The sequence below is a fragment of the Propionispira arboris genome (assembly GCF_900109225.1).
Lineage (GTDB): Bacteria > Bacillota > Negativicutes > Selenomonadales > Selenomonadaceae > Propionispira > Propionispira arboris.
The window spans coordinates 65,313-85,033 of record NZ_FNZK01000013.1 but is presented as its reverse complement, the minus strand read 5'-3'; the positions used below and the strand labels follow the sequence as shown (position 1 = coordinate 85,033).

The 19,721-nt window shown below is 38.5% G+C and carries 22 protein-coding genes; all 22 read left to right on the top strand.

Features of this window, described 5'->3' with window-relative positions; all coding sequences use genetic code 11:
- Window positions 1-104 precede the first annotated feature (104 nt).
- The 22 genes from BMY14_RS21185 (at window position 105) to BMY14_RS12950 (ending at window position 19,676) form a co-directional block, all read left to right on the top strand.
- Entirely contained in the window at window positions 105-191 is an 87-nt protein-coding gene (locus tag BMY14_RS21185; protein WP_091832578.1) for a helix-turn-helix domain-containing protein, read from the top strand.
- Window positions 173-301 (top strand): hypothetical protein, encoded by a 129-nt coding sequence (locus BMY14_RS21040; RefSeq protein WP_281246443.1) that lies wholly within the window; start codon window positions 173-175, stop codon window positions 299-301. The genes BMY14_RS21185 and BMY14_RS21040 overlap by 19 nt, the downstream gene beginning before the upstream one ends.
- Window positions 270-788: an SDR family NAD(P)-dependent oxidoreductase gene (locus BMY14_RS13040; RefSeq protein ID WP_218144903.1), complete on the top strand. Its 519-nt coding sequence runs from the start codon at window positions 270-272 to the stop codon at window positions 786-788. The genes BMY14_RS21040 and BMY14_RS13040 overlap by 32 nt, the downstream gene beginning before the upstream one ends.
- Window positions 789-973: 185 nt before the next feature.
- Complete coding sequence (locus tag BMY14_RS13035) at window positions 974-2,014, top strand: DUF362 domain-containing protein (protein ID WP_091832575.1); 1,041 nt, start codon at window positions 974-976, stop codon at window positions 2,012-2,014.
- Window positions 2,015-2,077: 63 nt separating this feature from the next.
- Window positions 2,078-2,206: a hypothetical protein gene (locus BMY14_RS21035; RefSeq protein WP_281246442.1), complete on the top strand. Its 129-nt coding sequence runs from the start codon at window positions 2,078-2,080 to the stop codon at window positions 2,204-2,206.
- A 187-nt stretch (window positions 2,207-2,393) separates the two neighbouring features.
- Window positions 2,394-3,008, top strand: coding sequence for a nicotinate-nucleotide adenylyltransferase (nadD, locus tag BMY14_RS13030; protein ID WP_091832572.1), 615 nt, complete (start codon window positions 2,394-2,396; stop codon window positions 3,006-3,008).
- A 334-nt stretch (window positions 3,009-3,342) separates the two neighbouring features.
- Entirely contained in the window at window positions 3,343-3,531 is a 189-nt protein-coding gene (locus BMY14_RS20890) for a MerR family transcriptional regulator (RefSeq protein ID WP_245741411.1), read from the top strand.
- A gap of 286 nt (window positions 3,532-3,817) precedes the next feature.
- Complete coding sequence (locus BMY14_RS13020) at window positions 3,818-4,813, top strand: uroporphyrinogen decarboxylase family protein (protein WP_091832569.1); 996 nt, start codon at window positions 3,818-3,820, stop codon at window positions 4,811-4,813.
- Between the two features lie 35 nt (window positions 4,814-4,848).
- Complete coding sequence (locus BMY14_RS13015; protein ID WP_091832566.1) at window positions 4,849-5,712, top strand: transporter substrate-binding domain-containing protein; 864 nt, start codon at window positions 4,849-4,851, stop codon at window positions 5,710-5,712.
- A 22-nt stretch (window positions 5,713-5,734) separates the two neighbouring features.
- Window positions 5,735-6,433, top strand: coding sequence for an amino acid ABC transporter permease (locus BMY14_RS13010; protein ID WP_091832563.1), 699 nt, complete (start codon window positions 5,735-5,737; stop codon window positions 6,431-6,433).
- A gap of 16 nt (window positions 6,434-6,449) precedes the next feature.
- Complete coding sequence (locus tag BMY14_RS13005; protein WP_091832560.1) at window positions 6,450-7,163, top strand: amino acid ABC transporter permease; 714 nt, start codon at window positions 6,450-6,452, stop codon at window positions 7,161-7,163.
- A 9-nt stretch (window positions 7,164-7,172) separates the two neighbouring features.
- Complete coding sequence (locus BMY14_RS13000; protein ID WP_019553702.1) at window positions 7,173-7,925, top strand: amino acid ABC transporter ATP-binding protein; 753 nt, start codon at window positions 7,173-7,175, stop codon at window positions 7,923-7,925.
- Between the two features lie 674 nt (window positions 7,926-8,599).
- Window positions 8,600-9,436: a transporter substrate-binding domain-containing protein gene (locus tag BMY14_RS12995; protein ID WP_091832557.1), complete on the top strand. Its 837-nt coding sequence runs from the start codon at window positions 8,600-8,602 to the stop codon at window positions 9,434-9,436.
- Window positions 9,437-9,442: 6 nt separating this feature from the next.
- Window positions 9,443-10,129: an amino acid ABC transporter permease gene (locus BMY14_RS12990; RefSeq protein WP_091832554.1), complete on the top strand. Its 687-nt coding sequence runs from the start codon at window positions 9,443-9,445 to the stop codon at window positions 10,127-10,129.
- Between the two features lie 9 nt (window positions 10,130-10,138).
- A complete protein-coding gene (locus BMY14_RS12985) occupies window positions 10,139-10,846 on the top strand; it encodes an amino acid ABC transporter permease (protein WP_091832552.1) in 708 nt (235 codons plus the stop codon).
- Window positions 10,843-11,598 carry an amino acid ABC transporter ATP-binding protein gene (locus tag BMY14_RS12980; RefSeq protein ID WP_091832549.1) on the top strand — a complete coding sequence of 252 codons (756 nt, stop codon included), beginning with the start codon at window positions 10,843-10,845 and terminating at the stop codon, window positions 11,596-11,598. The genes BMY14_RS12985 and BMY14_RS12980 overlap by 4 nt, the downstream gene beginning before the upstream one ends.
- A gap of 78 nt (window positions 11,599-11,676) precedes the next feature.
- The gene (locus BMY14_RS12975) at window positions 11,677-13,116 is read left to right on the top strand and encodes a nitrogenase component 1 (protein ID WP_091832546.1); all 1,440 of its coding nucleotides are present in this window, start codon (window positions 11,677-11,679) and stop codon (window positions 13,114-13,116) included.
- 11 nt (window positions 13,117-13,127) lie between these two features.
- Window positions 13,128-14,417: a nitrogenase component 1 gene (locus tag BMY14_RS12970; RefSeq protein WP_091832543.1), complete on the top strand. Its 1,290-nt coding sequence runs from the start codon at window positions 13,128-13,130 to the stop codon at window positions 14,415-14,417.
- 36 nt (window positions 14,418-14,453) lie between these two features.
- Window positions 14,454-15,914 carry a nitrogenase component 1 gene (locus BMY14_RS12965; RefSeq protein WP_091832540.1) on the top strand — a complete coding sequence of 487 codons (1,461 nt, stop codon included), beginning with the start codon at window positions 14,454-14,456 and terminating at the stop codon, window positions 15,912-15,914.
- A 56-nt stretch (window positions 15,915-15,970) separates the two neighbouring features.
- Window positions 15,971-17,269, top strand: a complete 1,299-nt coding sequence (locus BMY14_RS12960) for a nitrogenase component 1 (RefSeq protein ID WP_091832537.1) — start codon at window positions 15,971-15,973, stop codon at window positions 17,267-17,269.
- 32 nt (window positions 17,270-17,301) lie between these two features.
- On the top strand, window positions 17,302-18,285 hold the full coding sequence (locus tag BMY14_RS12955) for a PLP-dependent cysteine synthase family protein (RefSeq protein WP_091832534.1): 984 nt from the start codon (window positions 17,302-17,304) through the stop codon (window positions 18,283-18,285).
- Between the two features lie 113 nt (window positions 18,286-18,398).
- Window positions 18,399-19,676 (top strand): hypothetical protein, encoded by a 1,278-nt coding sequence (locus BMY14_RS12950; protein WP_091832531.1) that lies wholly within the window; start codon window positions 18,399-18,401, stop codon window positions 19,674-19,676.
- Window positions 19,677-19,721: the final 45 nt, after the last annotated feature.

The window sequence follows — 19,721 nt, the reverse complement described above, 5'->3', positions numbered from 1 at the left end:
AGTTACCTGATGGCGAAAAATTAGCACAATCGCCATTGGTATCATTGTCATGAAATGGTAGAATAAATGATAGATATTAGTAGATATGTGTACGGAGGGTCAATATGATAAAACAAATCCGTTATTTTCAAGCAGTTGTTCGTTGCAAAAATTTTACGGAAGCTGCGGAGGTTTGTTATATTTCACAGTAAAATATCCGGCGATTGGTATTCAAATTACAAACGGCACCCATGAGGAGCTATATGGTTTTCTGCGGACGGGGCCAGATATTGTTATTAACGATCAACGTCGTGCCAGTTGATTCGTTCGGTTCTGCCATATATGAGAGGTTACAGGGAGGCGGACGGATTCTTCAGATTTCATCCTATGGCGGTCAAGTTGCTTATCCGGCAAATTCAATGTATCATGCGACAAAGTTTGGTATTGAAGGGTTCTGTGAAGTGGTAGCTCAGGAAGTAGAGCAGTTCAATATAGGCGTAACGATTATCGAACCGGGCGGAGCACGTACAGAGTTTCGTTATGACAGTGCAAAAGTGGCCAATCTCATGCCAGAATATGAATCGTGCCATGGCTTTCTTAATATGCTTGATGCAGCGAGAGGATTAGCACCTGGCGATCCGGCTAAGATGGCGCAGTGTATTATTGAGAGCGTTGATAAAAATCCGGCACCACTCCGTATGGTTCTTGGGTCTCAGGCACTCAAAGCAACGATTGAACGACTTGAAGAGCGTATTGCACATTATAAGAGTCAGAAAGAATTCGCCGCTTTGACAGATATCAAAAATTAATGTTTTAGATAGAGAAAAGACGGCAATTTCAATAAAAATTTATTTTAGTAAAAATCAACTAGGTCATCGAAGTAAAAAAATAAAGAACGAAAAGAAATGAACAAATTTCTTGACTTAGAGTTAACTGCAGGTTGTAAACTAAAAAAGAACAGGTAATATCAAACAAATTAGGAGGGATGTTTTAAATGGGGATTTCAAGACGTGATTTTGTTAAATTGGCTGGTTCGGCAGCGGTTGGGGCAGCTCTATCTGCTAGTATTGGTGGAGTGGAAAAAGTGCTTGCGCAGGCACCTGTTATTGGCAGTACAGATGTAACGGGTGGTGCAAGGACGGTTGGTTCTACAGCAAAAGTATATTTTACAAAACAGATTGATGCAGACCATTTAATTCGTTTGTATGATAAGATCGACGAGGGCATCTATGGAAAAGTTGCAATTAAATTGCATACAGGTGAGCAGCATGGTCCTAATATTTTGCCGCGTGACATGGTAAAAGCTTTTCAAGCGAAGGTTCCTGATAGTGCAATCGTTGAAACGAATACAATGTATACCGGAGATCGAAATACTACGGAGAAGCATCGTAAGACGCTAGAGGTTAATGGCTGGACATTTTGTCCAGTAGATATAATGGACGAGGACGGCGCAGTTATGCTGCCAGTTCGAAATGCACTCCATCTTAAAGAAGTATCAATGGGCAGCCATATCGTGAATTACGATTCGATGATTGTACTTACACATTTTAAAGGTCATGCTATGGGCGGATTTGGCGGATCGCTCAAGAATATTGCTATTGGCTGTGCTGATGGAAAAATTGGCAAGCATATGGTTCATGGATTTAAAAAACCAACGGCGCCAGAAGGTGCGGATTGGAACGAGATGGATACAAAAGATTTATTTATGGAAAATATGGCGGATTCAGGTAAAGCAACGGTTGATTATTTCGGCAAACATATCATTTACCTCAACGTTTTACGCCGTATGTCAGTAGATTGTGATTGTGCTGGTGTGCGTGCAGCAGAGCCAACAATTTCCGATATCGGCATTTTGGCATCGACAGACATACTGGCAATTGATCAAGCATCGGTAGATCTGGTCTATGAAAAACCAGAAAATGAAAAACATGATCTCGTAGAACGTATAGAATCCCGTCATGGGCTGCATCAGTTGGATGCCATGCGCAAATTGAAAATGGGCAATGATAAATATGAATTGATTTCTCTGGACTAAGATAGCTTTTGTCATCAAAATTAAATGAAAAAATGTATAAAACAGTCTGGGAGACTGTCTGAGATGCAGCGTATGCGAACCATTGCAAGCAATATGGTATTTTCCCTTAAATGTAAGGAAGCTGGTTTGGAAAATGGTGTTGCTTTACCAAAAAAAGAACAAGGGATCTTTACAAACTTTATTCGCGAATAAACCATTTGTAAAAGGGATTTTCAGCTTTGAAAGGGGTTGGCACATATTTGTTGACTTCGAGTTTACTGTATGTGGTAATTTAGGTAAGTAAACTGTTTAACATTGGATGCCATAGCAAGAATTAATCAAGATCAAGGGCACTGTTAGTTTTTGTGGTATAAATGGATAGCGGAACGGACGTGGTGGCATGCAGGCAATACGAAGAATTGGTATTATGGGAGGGACATTCGATCCGATTCATATGGGGCATTTGGTGACAGCCGATGCGGCTCGAATGGAATATGGACTGGATCAAGTGGTATTAATTCCGGACACTTGTCCGCCGCATAAACAGCAAATGGCGGTCACGTCGGTCCAGCATCGTTATAGGATGGCACTGCTGGCAACAGATTCCAATCTTTATTTCAATGTGTTACCCCTTGTGGAAATCAATGGTCCATCCTATACCATAGACACGGTTAAATCCTTGAAGAAAAACTATGGTGAGAACACCGAACTCTATCTGATCATCGGGTCTGATCTCATTCGAAGCTTGCCACATTGGTATGGTATTGACGAATTGCTGTGCTTGTGCAAAGTGATAGTCGCTCCCCGCCAAGGGTCAATTGGAGCGATCAAAGCGGTGATTCATCATTTCGGAGAAACGGGAAAACGACGGATTTTCCGGCTGAAAACTCCTGAACTAGAGATATCTTCAACCGAGATTCGGGAAAAAGTACGGGCGGGTAAGTCCATTTGCTATATTGTACCGGAAAACGTTGAACATTATATCAATAAGGAAAAATTGTATCGTAGTTATTAAATTCGAATAGGAAGATTGTAGTATAAAAACTTTTAGGATTGTCTGCGTTGGTATTTTGATGGCACTATTCAAAATAGTGTTTTCAAAACAAGGCAGATTTTGAGAAATATAAAGTAAATTTTAGCGAGGAAAATTTACTTTATATTTTGTATTAAAACAAGCGAGGCAACAAGGTGAATTTTGTCGACAGCATTATGAACACATTGGACTTGTTTCGACAGTGCATCGTAATAAAAGTGGTATCTATGATTATACGGAAGAAGACTGTAAATGGGTTGAGTTTAGCAAATGAATGCGAGTTGCAGGGGCGCCAATCGAGATACTGATTGAGTATGTGGCACTTTTTCAACAGGGTGATTCGACAATTGCAGCGAGAAAAAAACTGCTGATTGAACAATGGCGAAAACTATATGAAAAACAAGAAGCAATGAAAAGAACTATAGAACGATTGGACTACAAAATTAAAAGACATGATACTTTAGCAATTGGGAAAAAACATGAACTGAAGGATACCAAAGATTGAGTAAGCTATAATAATATTGCGATTAATCATGGGAAATTGAGTCAATGAATGGTGACAGAAAAATATGATTTATTTGTTTACTGCATGGAGTGAGAACATACTCTGTGCAGTTTTTTATTTATGAGAGAAATATATATATTACAATATTACAGCATTTGCAGAATAAAAATTAATTTCATACTTGACATACTGTTCAACTATGCTATTTTAATAAATAAAACATATATTAATTATATGTTTTTGCGCAATTATTTTAGAAATAAAGAAAAGGTATGGTGAATTTTTTATGGCACAGACAAAGAGAGAACTTGTGGAATCGGCATTGGAAAATAAAAAAGTAGAACGAGTACCTGTTGGATTTTGGTTTCATTTTCTAGAGAATGAAGATCAGGCAGATGCATCTACCGATCCAACACTTTCTGAAAAAAATATTGAGGGGCATCGAGCTTTTTATGAGGCATTCAAACCGGACTTTGTGAAACTTATGAGTGATGGATATTTTATTTATCCGCATCCAGCGTTCGCTGCTATTCATTCGGCAGTAGATTTTGGCAAATTAGAGCCACTTGGTAAAGATCATCCTTGGATTGAAAAACAAGTTGCTTTAGTCAAAGAATTACAGAAATTTATTAAACGAGAAGTATTCACCTTTTATAATATTTTTGCCCCAGCACGTGTACTCGAATGGTCATTACCGAATTATAATAAAACCTTACTTGGTGACTTTATTGCGGCAGATAAAGAGGCTGTTAAACATGGGCTGGACGTAATTGCACAAGATATCGCAACGTTAGCTGAACGAATCATAAAAGAAGGTGGTGCGGATGGTATTTATTTCAGTGTACAGAATATTGATGATTCACGCATTACAAAGGATGTATATTTAGATGTTTTTGCTCCAGGTGAACAAAAAATATTACAAGCAGCAAACCATGCGAATCCGAATAATGTTTTGCATATTTGTGGTTATGATGGACACCATAATGATTTGACTTGGTATGTTAATTATGAGGTGAAAGCATATAATTGGGCGGCGATTGTAGAAAATATTTCCTTGGCAGAAGGGAAAAAAATCTTCGGCGGAAAAGCTGTCATTGGTGGCTTTGGCAACACGGTAGAAGACATTCTCGCTAAAGGTGATGAAGCAGCCGTCAAAGCGGAAACACAGCGTTTGCTTGCAGAAGCAGGTCGTGAAGGCATTTTATTGGGAGCTGATTGTACTGTACCTCGCGGATTGGCGCTAGAGCGTCTTGAATGGGTACGTGACGCAGGGAAAAAGTAAATTTATTTGATAAAAGTTGTAAGGAGTTGGAAATTATGAAATTGAAAAATGTTTTTGGTTTATTTATCGTAGCGGGTCTTGCTTTGGGGCTAGTTGGCTGCGGCGGCGCAAACAAGACAGTGGACAAATCTTCCGGTGCAGCCGAGGGCGGACCTAAAGTTGTTCATATTGCACATACACAAGCTTACGTACCTTATGATTTTGTGAATGATAAGGGTGAATCCGATGGCTTTGAAGTTGCCGTATTAAAAGAAGTACAAAAACTTTTGCCACAGTATAAATTTGAATTTGTGCCAACCTCAGATGATGATCTTTTAATTGGCGTTGAGTCGGGGAAATACGATCTGGGTACAAAAGGTGCATGGCTCACTGAAGCTCGTAAGGAAAAATTCATTTTCCCGAAAGAACCAGTGGGCGCAAGTGTTATCGGTTTGGTATATCGTAAAGATAATGCTGAGCAGATTAAGGATATTGAATCCTTTGCCAAGTTTAGTGGCAAGCTAGTACCGATTGCACCACAAAATGCTCAATATAATGTTATTGAAGCTTTTAATAAAACGCATGCGGATACACCAATTAAGTTGGTTTCTTCGGAAGCTTTTACGGTTGCTGATGCATATACCTGGGTTTTAGAAGGTCGTTATGATGCTTATATTGATATTGAACTTAGCTACAAAAGCAATGTAGAAAAAGAAACCGGTTCTTACCACAATTTAGCGGATAAACTTTCATTTGTAAGATATAAAGCGATTCCAACCTATCCAGTTTTCAATAAAAAGAATCAGCAATTGGCTGATGATTATGATAAAGCAATTCAACAATTAAAAGATAGTGGGAAGATTAAGGAACTCGAAAATAAATATTTTGGTGAAGATCTTTTCCAATATGTAAAAGACTGATTGCTTAAAGGAGAGAATTCCTATGCGTCCATTTTCTCTACAATTTTTAGTTGATGTTTTTCCAATATTGCTGCCCTTTTTGTCAGCAACGCTTGCTGTGGTAGTGGGAACGATCTTTTTTGGTTCCATTGCCGGCGGGCTATTGGCTTGGGCGAAAGAGGGTTCTTACCAGCTTTTTCAGCGATTGGCACAAGCTTATACGTATATCATTCGCTGCACGCCGCCGATCGTACTTTTGTTTATTGTGTTTTACGGTTTACCTAAATTTTGTTTGGAAGTATTAGATACAAATATCAATGATTATGACAAATTATTTTTTGTAATTATAAGCTTCACCCTTCTTTTTGCTGCACCTGTTTCTGAAGTTATGCGGTCTGCATATGAAGCGATTGATCACGGACAGTATGAAGCGGCTGTTAGTATTGGTCTTAGTCCGTGGCAGGCGTTTTTTCATATTGTTTTACCCCAGGCGACCGTCGTGGCTTTGCCGAATTTTGGCAACTCGGTCATTAGTTTAATGAAGGATGGCTCGTTAGCCTATACCATCGGATTTATTGATCTTATCGGTAAGGGGCAGCTTATTGTATCGATGAATTATGGTGCCTATGCAATGGAAACGTATTTGGCTTTGGCATTGATTTATCTAATGCTTACCATTGGTATGGAAAAACTATTCCTTTGGATTGAACAAAGATTTTCTCGGCATAAACAGGCAGCTTGACAAGGGAGGAATAGCAATGGAAATCAATTATAAATTTTTAATCGATACATTTTATATTGTTTTGGCAGCTGTGCCAACTACGCTTAAACTTACCATTATACCTCTTTTGGCGGCAGCCCCTTTCGCTTTCACGATCGCTCTTATTCGCTTGCAAAAAGGCAAGAGCCTTTGGAAAGTGCCTGTGAGTGCTTATGTCACATTTGTTCGAGGTACGCCCATTGTATTGCAGATTCTCATGATTTATAGTTTGTTGCCAAGTCTGCTTAACGCACTGATGAAAGCCTGGTCATTTGATATTAATGTGTTTGACTGGGACCCTATTTTTTATGCATATATTGTATTTACGTTAAATATTATCGCGCTTTTATCCGAAGTACTGCGTTCAGCGTTTGGTAGTGTTGAAAAAGGACAGCTTGAAGCCGCTGAATGTGCAGGGCTAACGAAAGTACAGGCATATGTTCATATTTTACTGCCACAGGCAATGGTCGTCGCTATGCCGAATCTTTGTAATCTTACGGTGAATTTAATTAAAGGAACATCACTGGCTTTTTTGATGACGGTAAAAGATATGACTGCAGTGGCGAAAGTTTCAGCTTCTTATGGGTATAACTACATTGAGGCTTATTTGGATGTTTTTGTGGGGTATATTATCATCTGTTCAATTGCGCAGGTGTTATTCCATTTTGCTGAAGCACATATGGGACGGTATCGTCTCAGTAAACAAAAGTAGGTGGATAAAATGTTGAAAGTAAAAAATATATATAAAAAATATAAGCAGGAAGAAGTTTTAAAAGGTGTTGATATCACGGTCGAAAAAGGTGATGTCGTTGTTGTTTTGGGACCTAGCGGTTCAGGAAAAACAACTTTGCTGCGGTGCATGAATTTCTTGGAACGAGCCGATCAAGGCGAGATGGAATTTGACACCATATCTATTGACATGCATAAAGTGTCTTCCAAAGAAATTGGCAAAATTCGCCAAAAAACAGCATTTGTTTTCCAAAATTATAATTTATTTCAAAATAAAACAGCTTTAGAAAATGTAACGACGGGTCTCATTGTGGGTAGAGGAATTGTGAAAACAAAAGCAGTTGAAATTGGCATGAAGGCTTTAGAAAAAGTCGGACTTGCGGATCGGGCTTCTTTTTATCCGTCTCAACTTTCTGGTGGACAGCAGCAACGAGTAGGTATTGCCAGAGCAATTGCTGTGGAACCGGATGTTATTTTGTTTGATGAACCAACTTCAGCCCTTGATCCTGAACTTGTGGGAGAAGTATTGGCTGTTATTAAACAGCTGGCAAAAGAAGGGAAAACAATGGTTATTGTGACGCATGAAATGAAATTTGCTGCTGATGTTGCGACAAATGTCGTGTTCATGGCAGATGGCAAGATTGTTGAAGAAGGACCGCCCAAAGAAATATTTCTCAGACCCAAAGAAGAACGCACGAAAACGTTTCTCCGTCGCATCCTACCGCAAGAAGAATATAATATATAAACGGAGAGGCAATTTTCATAAATTTACACCGACAAATTGCTATTAAATTATCTACGTTGCGTGATGTCGTAGAACGATTGCAGGGGATAAAAAAACTCAGGAAGATTTAAGGATATATAGTAGATTGTATTCGGGGTGGTTGTATGCTGCTATGGAATAGTGAGTAAGCATCTTCTTAATATTTTTAAAATTTTAGCGGTAAATTCTTCAAAATAGACGCTTCATTTTAATGTGGGGCGTTTTTTTATGCCTTAAAATGACAGTGCGTGTTCAATTTGATCTAGTGCTATCGTCATTTATGGAAGTTTTTGAAAATATATTAATCACACATGATTAGTAGTTTTAAAAAATATAGTTGACAAAGTTTCATATAAATAATAGAATGATATTCATAGTATTCATATAATTGGAGTATGATATTACTTTGCCGGAAATATCTGTAGGTTTATGTTATACATTTTATCCTTTACAGTATAGCTTAAAAATTACATAACGTTTATCAACTGACTAGAAAACTAGAGGTTATAAAATTTGCATTATGCATATTTTATAACCTCTTTTTTTATGCCAATCCAGCGATTGTTAACTATATGATGGTAGGTTTAAGAACATACTGTTATAGATGCAATAAAAGAAATTATATTATAAATTTTGAAAGGTCAAAGGTGGAAACTATGAAAAATTTAAAAATTAGCAAAATCCTTACCATACTAATGCTGAGTTTAGTAAGTATTGTCCTGCTTACGGCATGCGGCACAAACAATGAGACGAAGACAAGTGATACTAATGTAAAGACAATTATTGTCGGTACGGGTAATAATTATGAACCATATTGCTTTTTAGATAAAAATGGAAATTTAAGCGGTTATGAATATGAGGTATTAAAAGCAGTTAATGAATTATTGCCGCAGTATAAATTTGAATTTCAGACGTATGATTTTGCGAATGTGCTTATTTCATTAGATGCTGGCAAAATTGATATTGGTGCACATCAGTATGAATCAAATGAAGAACGTCAGAAAAAATATTTATTCGGACAAGAAAGTTATACGACGTATACAACGTATGTTACAGTAGCGGCAAAAAATGAAACGATTCATTCTTTAAGTGATTTACAGGGCAAGAAGGTCAAGACTTCAACTGGCAGTAATTCAACGTATCTTTTGGAAAAATTCAATGAAACGCACAAAGATAATCCAATCATTTTGGCTTATGCCGATAATAGTACAGATGAAGAAACGGTTGTTGGCATTAATAATGGGGTCTGGGATGCAGTCATTGTAACAAAACGCGATGCGGATAAATTCAATAAGGCATATGGTAACGGGAAGGCTGTTCTCAAACAAGTGGGGGAACCTGTTGCTACATCCAAGACTTACTTTGTGTTTGCGAAAGGTAATACGGAATTGCAGACGGCAATTGATGGAGCTTTGAAAAAATTAAAAGAATCGGGTAAATTAGCTGAGATTTCTACGAAAGTAATTGGTGGTAATTACACAGAAAGTGAGTAAATAGCGATGGTGGATTTGTTTGATTGGGACAGGTTTTTTACAAATATACCCCAAATTGTAGCGTATCTACCGGTTACTTTTAAAATTGTTTTTTATGCTACGCTGTTTGGTGTCATTTTGGCTCTGCTGGTTGCCGTGATCCGGATAAAAAAAATACCGATTCTTCATCAGGTGGCGGGGATTTATGTATCTTTTATGCGTGGTACTCCAATGTTGGTTCAATTGTTGGTTGTATTTTACGGGATTCCGATCGTGATGCAGCAATTGTTCAATATTAATGTAAATCGTTGGGATAAAATTATTTTTGTATATATTACATATATACTCAATCAGGGAGCTTTTTTATCGGAGATCTTTAGGTGCTCTATTTTAGCGATACCGACTGGACAACTGGAAGCGGCTTACTCTGTTGGCTTGACACAATTTCAAGCTTTTCGGCGGATTATCCTGCCTCAGGCAGTGCGGGTAGCGGTTCCGAGTTTTGGTTCTGACTTTATCGGGTTGTTTCAAAATACATCATTGGCATTTTTAATTGGTGTTGTAGACATTATGGGAAGAGCAAAAACTATTGGGACAGCTACAAAACATGTATTAGAAGCGTATGTTTTTATTGCGATATTTTTTATTATCATCAGTTTGCTGGTCAAAGGTGCGTTTTATCTTTTAGATAAAAAATTAGCCTATGGCAGATAAGGAGATACGATGGGTTTTAATTTTATTTATTTTTATGACTCTGTGCGATCGGGTATCGAGTATCTGCCGAATACCTTTGAACTGACCTTTATTCCAATATTGGTTGGCTTATGTTTGGGAATCTTGATCGCTGTAATTCGGGTTTATAGAATTCCATTTTTCGCCCCGTTATTGGCTGTTTTGATTACGTTATATCAGGGTATACCGCTTGTCGTAGCCTTGATGATTTATCATCTTTTGTTTATGGCTGCATTCAATAATTTTGCAGCAGTTTTACATTTAAGCATCAGCATGGCTGACATTAATACGATTTGGATTGGTATTTTTGCTTTATCACTGCATGCGACCTGCTATATGGAAGAATCCATAAAAGGTGCGTTTTTCTCCGTTGACCAGGGGCAGTATGAGGCAGGGTATTCAGTAGGTTTGACGAGGCTGCAAACGTTGCGACGGATTATTATTCCCCAGGTTATTCCAGTAGCATTGCCGATGCTGACGAATAATATTGTGGGTACCATTAAAGGTTCTTCGATTGTTATGGTTATTGGAATAACGGAAGTGCTGGCAGGTTCTGTTATTCCAGCTTCAAAAACATATGCTTTTTTTGAAGGCTATATCGCTGCTGCTTTGATTTATTGGATTTTTACAATCCTTGTCGAAAAATTTGCCATGCGTATTGAAAAACGGGGTGATAAATACAGGAGGAATTTAGTATGATCGAAATTAAAAATGCAAAAAAGTCGTTTGGAAAAAATGAGATATTACACGATGTTTCTATTCAGGTTAACAAAGGCGATGTCATTGTAATACTTGGACCAAGTGGTTCAGGAAAAACAACTTTATTGCGCTGCATTAATTTTTTGGAAAAAGCCGATGCCGGTACATTGACAATTGGTGAGCAAACGGTAGATTTGAAAAAAGCTTCAAGCAAAGAAATTTTGGAAATTAGACGCAAAACAGCGTTCGTTTTTCAAAATTATAGCTTGTTTCATAATAAAACAGCCTTGGAAAATGTTATGGAAGGGCTGATTACAGCACGGCATGTACCATATGCGGATGCGAAAAAAAAAGCAGAAGATACATTGGCTTGGGTGGGGTTATTGGCAAAAAAAGATGCATATCCATGCCAGTTATCAGGGGGACAGCAGCAGCGTGTTGGAATTGCCAGAGCCGTGGTCTTAGATCCAGAGGTTATCTTATTTGATGAACCAACCTCAGCACTTGATCCTGAACTGGTTGGTGAAACACTCGCGGTTATAAAAAGTGTGGCTGAGCGTGGTATTACGATGATTGTTGTCACACATGAAATGTCTTTTGCGCAAGATGTTGCGAGCAAAGTTGTCTTTATGGATGGTGGTTTTATTGTCGAAGAGGGTACTCCGGCAGAAATTTTCCGACACCCCAAAGAGGAACGAACGAAACAGTTTTTGGCACGAATTATTTCGGCAGAAAATATGTATTATATTTAATATAGTGAATGAAATAGGCTGATGTCTGGTGGCTTTAAGCTAACCGAGTTATGAGCTTTTAAATGAGGAGGAAGCTGCGTGGGTGAAATATATTCGGGGATTCGTGAAAGCAGGCCCCATACATTCAATGATTTAGGCGATACCAGCCAAAATTTAGAACAGGATTTTAACAAGGGTTGTCTAAAAAAGGCGGATCGAAGTTTCGCACAAGGACTGCAATGCCAACAGATCAACAGTATGGCAGCATTAATGTCGTTGGATGATGCGGTGTTTATTGCTCATTCACCGCAAGGTTGCATAGGATGTACTACAATGGCGACCGATGTTTTTCGTGTAGGACAGGCGCATCGTGGTGTGAAGCTGATAAAAAATCCACGGATTATCGTGAGCAATATTGATCAAAACGATGTAGTTTTCGGGGGTGAAAAAAAACTTCAGGAAGCGATTACCTATGCCGGGGAACGTTATGATCCGAAATTGATTTTTATCTTTACCTCATGTGCATCTGGCATTATTGGTGATGATGTTGATGCAGTCATTCGAGATTTACAACAAACGAATAAAGCCTTATTGATACCGATTCATTGTGAAGGTTTTAAATCAAAAGTTTGTGCATCTGGTTTTGATGCGGCCTTTATTTCGATAACAAAGTACATTTTAAATAAAGAAAAAATTGAGAAGATACCAAATTTGATCAATTTATTTGCACCAACAACCGTAAGTTATAAAGACCAGCTGGAAATTGAAAGAATGCTGGCGACATTGGGGGTAGAAGCAAATTATATCCCATTTTACAGTTCTCTAGAAAAAATAAAGAAAATACCGGCAGCGGTGGCGTCAACTTCCATTTGTAAAGTTTTTGCCGATGAGTTTATGCAAGAACTTGCCGATGTCTATGATATTCCGTTTTCCCATACGGTAATGCCAATTGGTGTAAGAAATACCGATAAGTGGTTTCGTGGCATCGCAAAGATTGTTGGCAAAGCCAGTGAAGCAGAAGCAATTATCGAACAAGAGCATGCACGGGTTTTGCCGGAAATTGAAAAAATCAGAAAGCGGCTCCAAGGTAAAAAAGTATTTATTTGCGGCGGTACAGGGCGATCGTTTGCGGCTGCGGCATTATTAGAGGACTTTGGCATGGAACTAGTTGGCTTAGAAACACCTACATATGATGTTGATGCTCAACTTGATATTGAATATTTGAATGGAATTCATAAGAATTTTGTGGTTGATATTGCCAATATGCAGCCGTTTGAGCAGATTAATCTTGTCAAGAGATTGAAGCCAGATGTATTTATTGGTGTGCCAACCTGGGCGGCACGACTTGGTATTCCAACTACGCATGTTTTAGATATGAAACGACCAACGATGGGGTATGATGGTATTTTGTATTTGGGCAATAAAATTGCTGATCAGGTAGACAATCCGGGGTTCAATGTGAAACTTGCCAAACATGCCAGACTGCCTTATCGAGAAAGCTGGTACACAGAAAATCCATTTAAATATATCGAAGGATAGGAGTTTGAACCATGTCAAAAGTAACGGAAAATCCAAGAGGTAATTGTGTTCTTGGGGGAATCAATGCAGTATTAGGAGCCATTGACAGGGCATGTCCTATCTTTCATGCAGGGCCTGGCTGCTGCATGCAGACAAGTGCTGGTGAGTCGGGGCAGGCTGGAGGTAAGACACCATTTTTTGTATCGAGCGTGTCAATTCCCTCTTCAAATATGTTAGAAAAAGAAGTCGTATTTGGTGGTGAGAACAAACTTCGCAGTACGATTCAAGGAACGATTGAGGTCATTGATGCAAAAGCTTATTTTGTATTGACTGGTTGCACGGCTGGAATTATTGGTGATGATATTGTAAGTGTTGTTGATGAATTTCGCGCCAAAGGTCATCCGATTTATGCGATAGAAACACCGGGTTTTGCCGGCAATAGTGATTATGGTTATGAAACTGTTTTCAAAGTTTTTTTGGATCAGATCGTAGAAAAGGGAAGACCTAAACAGAAAAATCTGGTGAATTTATTGGGTATTATCCCCAATCATGATCCTTTCTGGAGTGGAAACTTCGAGGAATTGACTCGTATTTTAAATAAACTTGGTTTAGAGGTTAATACATTTTTTACCCAGCATCAAGGTATGGATGAAATTAAAAATTCTGGAGCTGCAGCGTTAAATATTATCGTAAATCCTTGGCTGTTAAAGGATGCTGCCGAGCAATATGAAGCTGAGTTTGCTGTGCCAAGCCTTCGTATTGAAGGACTGCCAATTGGTGCGACCGATACGACAGACTTTATCAGACAGATAGCAGCAGCACTTGACCTTGATACAGTGCGGGTTGAAGCGGTTATCGCTGAAGAAGAAGAAGAGTATGTCTATAATTATCTCGAAACAGCAATCGGGGCACTCAGCTGGAAGCGTTTTGCGATTGTGGGGGATTCCAATATGGCAATTGGTTTAACGCGATATTTAGCAAATGATTATAGTTTTACACCGCTTTTGACCATTATTACCGAACCGATGTTTCGTGAGGAGGATAAGGAGCGGATAAAAAATCGTTTGACTTCACTTGAGTATGCAAAGCCACCACAGGTTTTATTTGAGTCAGATCAATATCATATCGCAAAAGCTTTAGCTGAAAATGAAGAGATTACGTTATTAATCGGTAGTACAAATGAACGGGAAATAGGTTTACAAAAAGATATTCAGTGTAGTGTAATTTCTTTTCCAATTACGGATCGCTTGATATTCAATCGTACCTATGCCGGGTATCGGGGCAGTTTAACACTAACCGAAGATTTGTATGATAATTTATAAACTGAACGAAGCACATAAAAGCAGGAGGTAAGTCAAATGGCAATGCAACTCGATATTTCCGATATTGGGACAAGAGAAAACAGACTTGGGTCAATTACCGGATATGTAGGTGATTTACAAGATTTAGCAAATCAAAGTAATTGTGGATCGTTAAAAGGTGGTGTACGCTGCTTTTCACAATCTAGTACATGCCTTTCTGGGTGTGCACTTGGACAATTATCAGGTATTCGTGATGTTGCCGTTATTCACCATGGACCAGCAGGCTGCTCGGTAACGGGAGCGCAGATCTATACGGTTACGAAACAGGTTGCGAAAAAAAGAGGCGTAGTAAATAACACCGTTTATATTGGCACGGATATGAGCGAAGAAGATACAATTTTTGGTGCTGGCGATTCCTTGCATGATATTGTTGTGGAAACAAATCGACGATATAAACCCAAAGCTATATTTGTCAGCAGTTCTTGTGCAACAGGAATTATTGGCGAAGATATTGACAGCATTGTTGCCGAACTCAGAGATGAGATTGATGTACCAATTGCCGCGATTCATTGTGAAGGGTTTAAATCGAGAATCTGGGCAAGCGGCTTTGATCTTTCGGATCATGCTGTTTTGACAACGATTGTAAAAGAACCAAAACAGAAACGTAACAAAATTAATTTTAAGAACTTTTATGAAAGTGCTCGTGATGATATTATTGCGCTATTTAAAAACTTTGATGTGGAGCCAGTCTTTTTGTATGCCAATGCGACCGTAGAAGAATTGTCACATATCTCTGAATCGTTGGCTACCGTATGCATTTGCGGGACTTTAGGAAATTATTTAGGAAATGGTTTGGAAGAAAAATATGGTGTTCCTTATATAAGGACAATTAATCCCCTGGGCGTTGTTGGCTTTGAAACTTGGCTTCGCGAAATTGGTAAAGTAATTCATAAAGAAACGGAAGTCGAACAATATATACAAGCTGAACGAAGCATATATTTACCGCAGATTGAAGAAGTTAAGAAAGAATTGGAAGGTCTGCGGGCTGTTTTGGGCATGGGACCTGGCTATACTTTTGAAGTATCAAGAGTTTTACAAGAGCTTGGTATGGAAGTCGTTTGGGCAGCCGCCTGGCATTATGACAAACGTTATGAAAATGGCGATATTCCACCAGCAATGGATTATCTGCTAAAAAATACACCGAATTTTGAGGTCAGTGTAGCCGATCAGCAAAATTTTGAGATTCTTAATATTTTAAACACATATAAGCCGGATCTATATCTATCCAGGCATCCGGGATCGACAGTTTGGGCAATTAAACAAGGCTATCCGGCCGTTTATGTAGCAGATGAATATATGATCTTTGGCTACAAAAGAACGTTAGAGTTTGCACATACCGTTTTAGATACGATTCGCAACCGAAGCTTTGAAAAAAATCTGGCTAAGATGGTTAAACTGCCATATACAGACTGGTGGTATAAACAAAAATTAGATTTGTTTCTTGAAAAAACAAAGTGATTTTTGGCAGCACGTTTATCGAAAGTGCAAAGTGAAAATGGAGGTCTCGTTAGATTATGGCAAAGATATTAGATAAGCAGCGATATAAATGTGCAATGGGGGCAATGTCTACCGTACAGGCAATTGAACGGGCAATTCCCGTTCTTCATTCGGGGGCGGGATGTGCGCAGAAGCTATCAAATTCATCCGGCAGCAGCGGGTATTTCTCACCTAATATTTTTCCGTGTACAAGTATCAATGAACAGGATGTTGTATTTGGTGGCGAAAAAAAACTGCACTCCACGATTGAAAATTCCCTGAAAGTTATTGATGCGGATTTATATGTGGTACTTACTGGCTGCACACCAGAAATTGTGGGGGACAATGTTGATGAAATTGTGGCGGATTTTAAAGATGCGGAAAAACCAGTGATTTTTGCTTCGACACCTGGCTTTAAAGGCAATAATTATCAGGGGCATGAATGGGTCGTTGATGCAATTGTTGAACAATATTTAAGCCCTACGGAAAAAAAGACACCAGGCTTAGTCAATATATGGGCTGATGTGCCCTATCAAGATGAATTTTGGCTGGGAAATTTGCGTGAACTCGAAAAACTTTTGGCAGAACTTGGTCTGATTCCGAATACTATTTTCGGGTATAAACGTGGCATTGAAAATATAAAAAAAATTCCGGAAGCACAGTTTAATTTATTGGTTTCACCTTGGGTTGGATTGGAAAATGTAAAACGGATGCAAGCAAAATTTGGCACACCGTATTTACATTATCCAACACTGCCAATCGGTGCTTTTGAAACAAGTAAATTTCTGCGGGCAGTCGGCAATTTTGCGGGAGTCGATCAAGGGAAAATTGAAAAATTGATCAGCGAAAAAGAAGCCTATTATTACTATTATATTGAACGTTTTGCCGATTTATTTCTCGAAACTCGCGTTATGTCAAAAAAATTCTCCGTGGTAGCCGATGCACAATATGTTTTGGGAATTACAAAGTTTTTGGTCAATGATATGGGGCTGTTCCCCGCTAAACAATATATTGTCGATGATACGCCAAAACAATATCGAAATGACATTGAAGGATATTTTAAAGATTTGAATTATGATATCGAAGCAGCTGTGGAGTTTGGCGTGGATGGTTATAAAATTCAACAAGAGATAGAAAATACGGATTATCATGGCTATCCATTGCTGCTTGGTGGTTATTGGGAAAAAGACATTGCGGCGAAAACAAATGCACATTTCTTGAATGTTTCCTGGCCGGTGAATGAACGTTTAGTGATGAACAGTTATTATGTCGGTTATGATGGCGGCTTAAAATTGATCGAAGACATTTATTCAGTTGTGAAAACCAGATTCAACTAAGCCGGTTATGATTGTGGAGGAGGTCCATTTTTATGGGTAAAATAAATAAATCCATTACAGAATTAGTGGGGCATACGCCGCTGCTGGAACTTGTCAATTATGAACAGCAGAACCAATTAAAAGCGGAGGTGGTGGTAAAGCTTGAATATTTCAATCCCAACCAAAGCATAAAAGATAGAATTGCTTTGGCGATGATTGAAGATGCTGAACAAAAAGGATTACTCAAAAAAGGATATACGATTGTCGAAACAACAAGTGGCAATACGGGGATTGGTTTAGCTGCTATAGCTGCGGCTAAAGGGTATAAATTCCGTGTCTATATCCAAGATCAGGTCAGCCAGGAAAGATTCAAAGTAATTCAGGCTTTTGGCGGAGAAACAATCAAGCTATCAGAAGAACCTGCAGTAGCTAGCGTGCTGGCTGAAACCAAAGGCGATTTTGTAGCCGCGATTAAATCCTTGGAAGAAAATGTATTATCGAAGCAAAAAAATATCTTTTTTGTTAATCAGATTGCAAATCCCGTAAATCCAGACATACATAAACGGACAACGGGTCCTGAAATTTGGGAAGATACAGCTGGAAAAATTGATATTCTGGTTGCAACGGTGGGGACTGGTGGAACCATATCTGGTGCAGGTGCTTTTTTGAAGTCTAAAAATCCGAACTTGCAAATTGTTGCTATACAGCCAGGTCCTAATTCCATACCAAGTGATACCAATCCAAAACCGGAAGAAATTACGGGGATACATCCTTTTTTTGGAATTGCAAAAGAACGTGTGCCGGAAACAATGAATACGGATATTTATGATGAAGCTTTTGAAGTTGAAACAATTCATGCCTACGAAGCGGCTCGGGCCGTTGCGAAATCCGATGGAGTTTTATTGGGAACATCTTCCGGTGCAGCTATCCATATAGCAACTAAACTGGCAAAACGCCCGGAAAACAGTGGTAAACGAATTGTTGTTATTGCAGCGGATACGGGTCTTCGTTATTTATCAACGAATTTATTTGTTTAGCTAGAAAAGTTAACCTACATTTTAGGCTTAGCAAAGCCACTATAGTTTAGGAATCGAGATGATCATTTAGAATCTATTGTTTATAAACAATAGATAGAAAGTTGGGGAAAAACATGAGAAAAAGTTTAGCACTTATTTTAAATATTTTATTGGTGACTGGGTCGACTCATACCGTATTTGCTGGAGCAGCTACTGCCAATCCTTTTCAAAAAGTTCCTTTGGAAAACTGGGAATACAGCAATATCCAACAACTGGAAAAAGATGGGGTTTTTGAAAATGAAGACCATCAATTTAAACCAAATACGGTTTTGACACGCTATGAAATTGCGGTCATTGTGGCTAAAGCAACTGCAAATTTTGATAAAGCTAATACGGATGATAAAGCACTTTTGGATAAACTTCAGACAGAATATTCACCAGAACTTACGGCATTAGGTGTTCATTTGGAAAATGAAAAACCTGCTGCAAAAAACCTTGCTGATCGGATTTCTTTTTCGGGAGAACATTATTTTCAATATCAAAATCAAGATACGGATTCTCATGGTGTAAAAACAAAAAGTAATCCATTTTCTACGCGTACACGAATCTATACAACATATAAAATTGACGATCAATGGAGCTTCACAACACGCTTGCAAAATACGAGTACCTTAAACAAGTCCGATCAATATGAAACGGGAACCCTCGGTAAAAATGGTACAGGGACTTCTTTAAATGAAGCCTATGTGACTGGTAATATTTTTGGTGGTACGACCTCTATTGGTCGCCAAGGTCGTCATGCAACCGTACTTGACGGTCTCATTTATGATGGAGCTTTTAAAGGAATTTTAACAAATTATAAACTTGCAAACAATTTCCAAATAACAGGTCGTTATGGAACGGAAATTTCGACTCCAGTTGATGTCAACAATGATACGAATACGTATGGAAGTCTGGAACTTACAAAAAATATTGGTCCAGCACAACTTGGTTTAGCTTATCATAATTTTTCTAGTCCGGTAGCTGGCACAAGCAAAAACGTTTGGCAGGGTTATGCAACGTTTCCACTCAGTCCGGATTTTTCGGCTAGCTTAGATTATGCAAAGTCAAATGCAAATCAAGAGAATAAAGCATATTCGCTGCAAATTAGTTATAAAAAAACAGATGTATCACAAATTGGATCGTACAAACTGTATACACAATATCGTCGTATGGAAAAAAATAGTACAATAAGCACAACTTACGATATTGCTAGTGTTGGTGATGGTGGTTTTAAGGGGTATGAAATTGGTACAGAGTATGTTCCTTGGAAAAATGTTGTTTGGAGAAATGAATTTATCGATGGGAAATCTACCGTAGATAATAGTTCAACCACTAAATATTATTATAGCCGTCTGTGGTTTTTCTTTTAAACAAAACGAAAGAATATGAAGACGGATCATTTGGCAGAAAGGAGC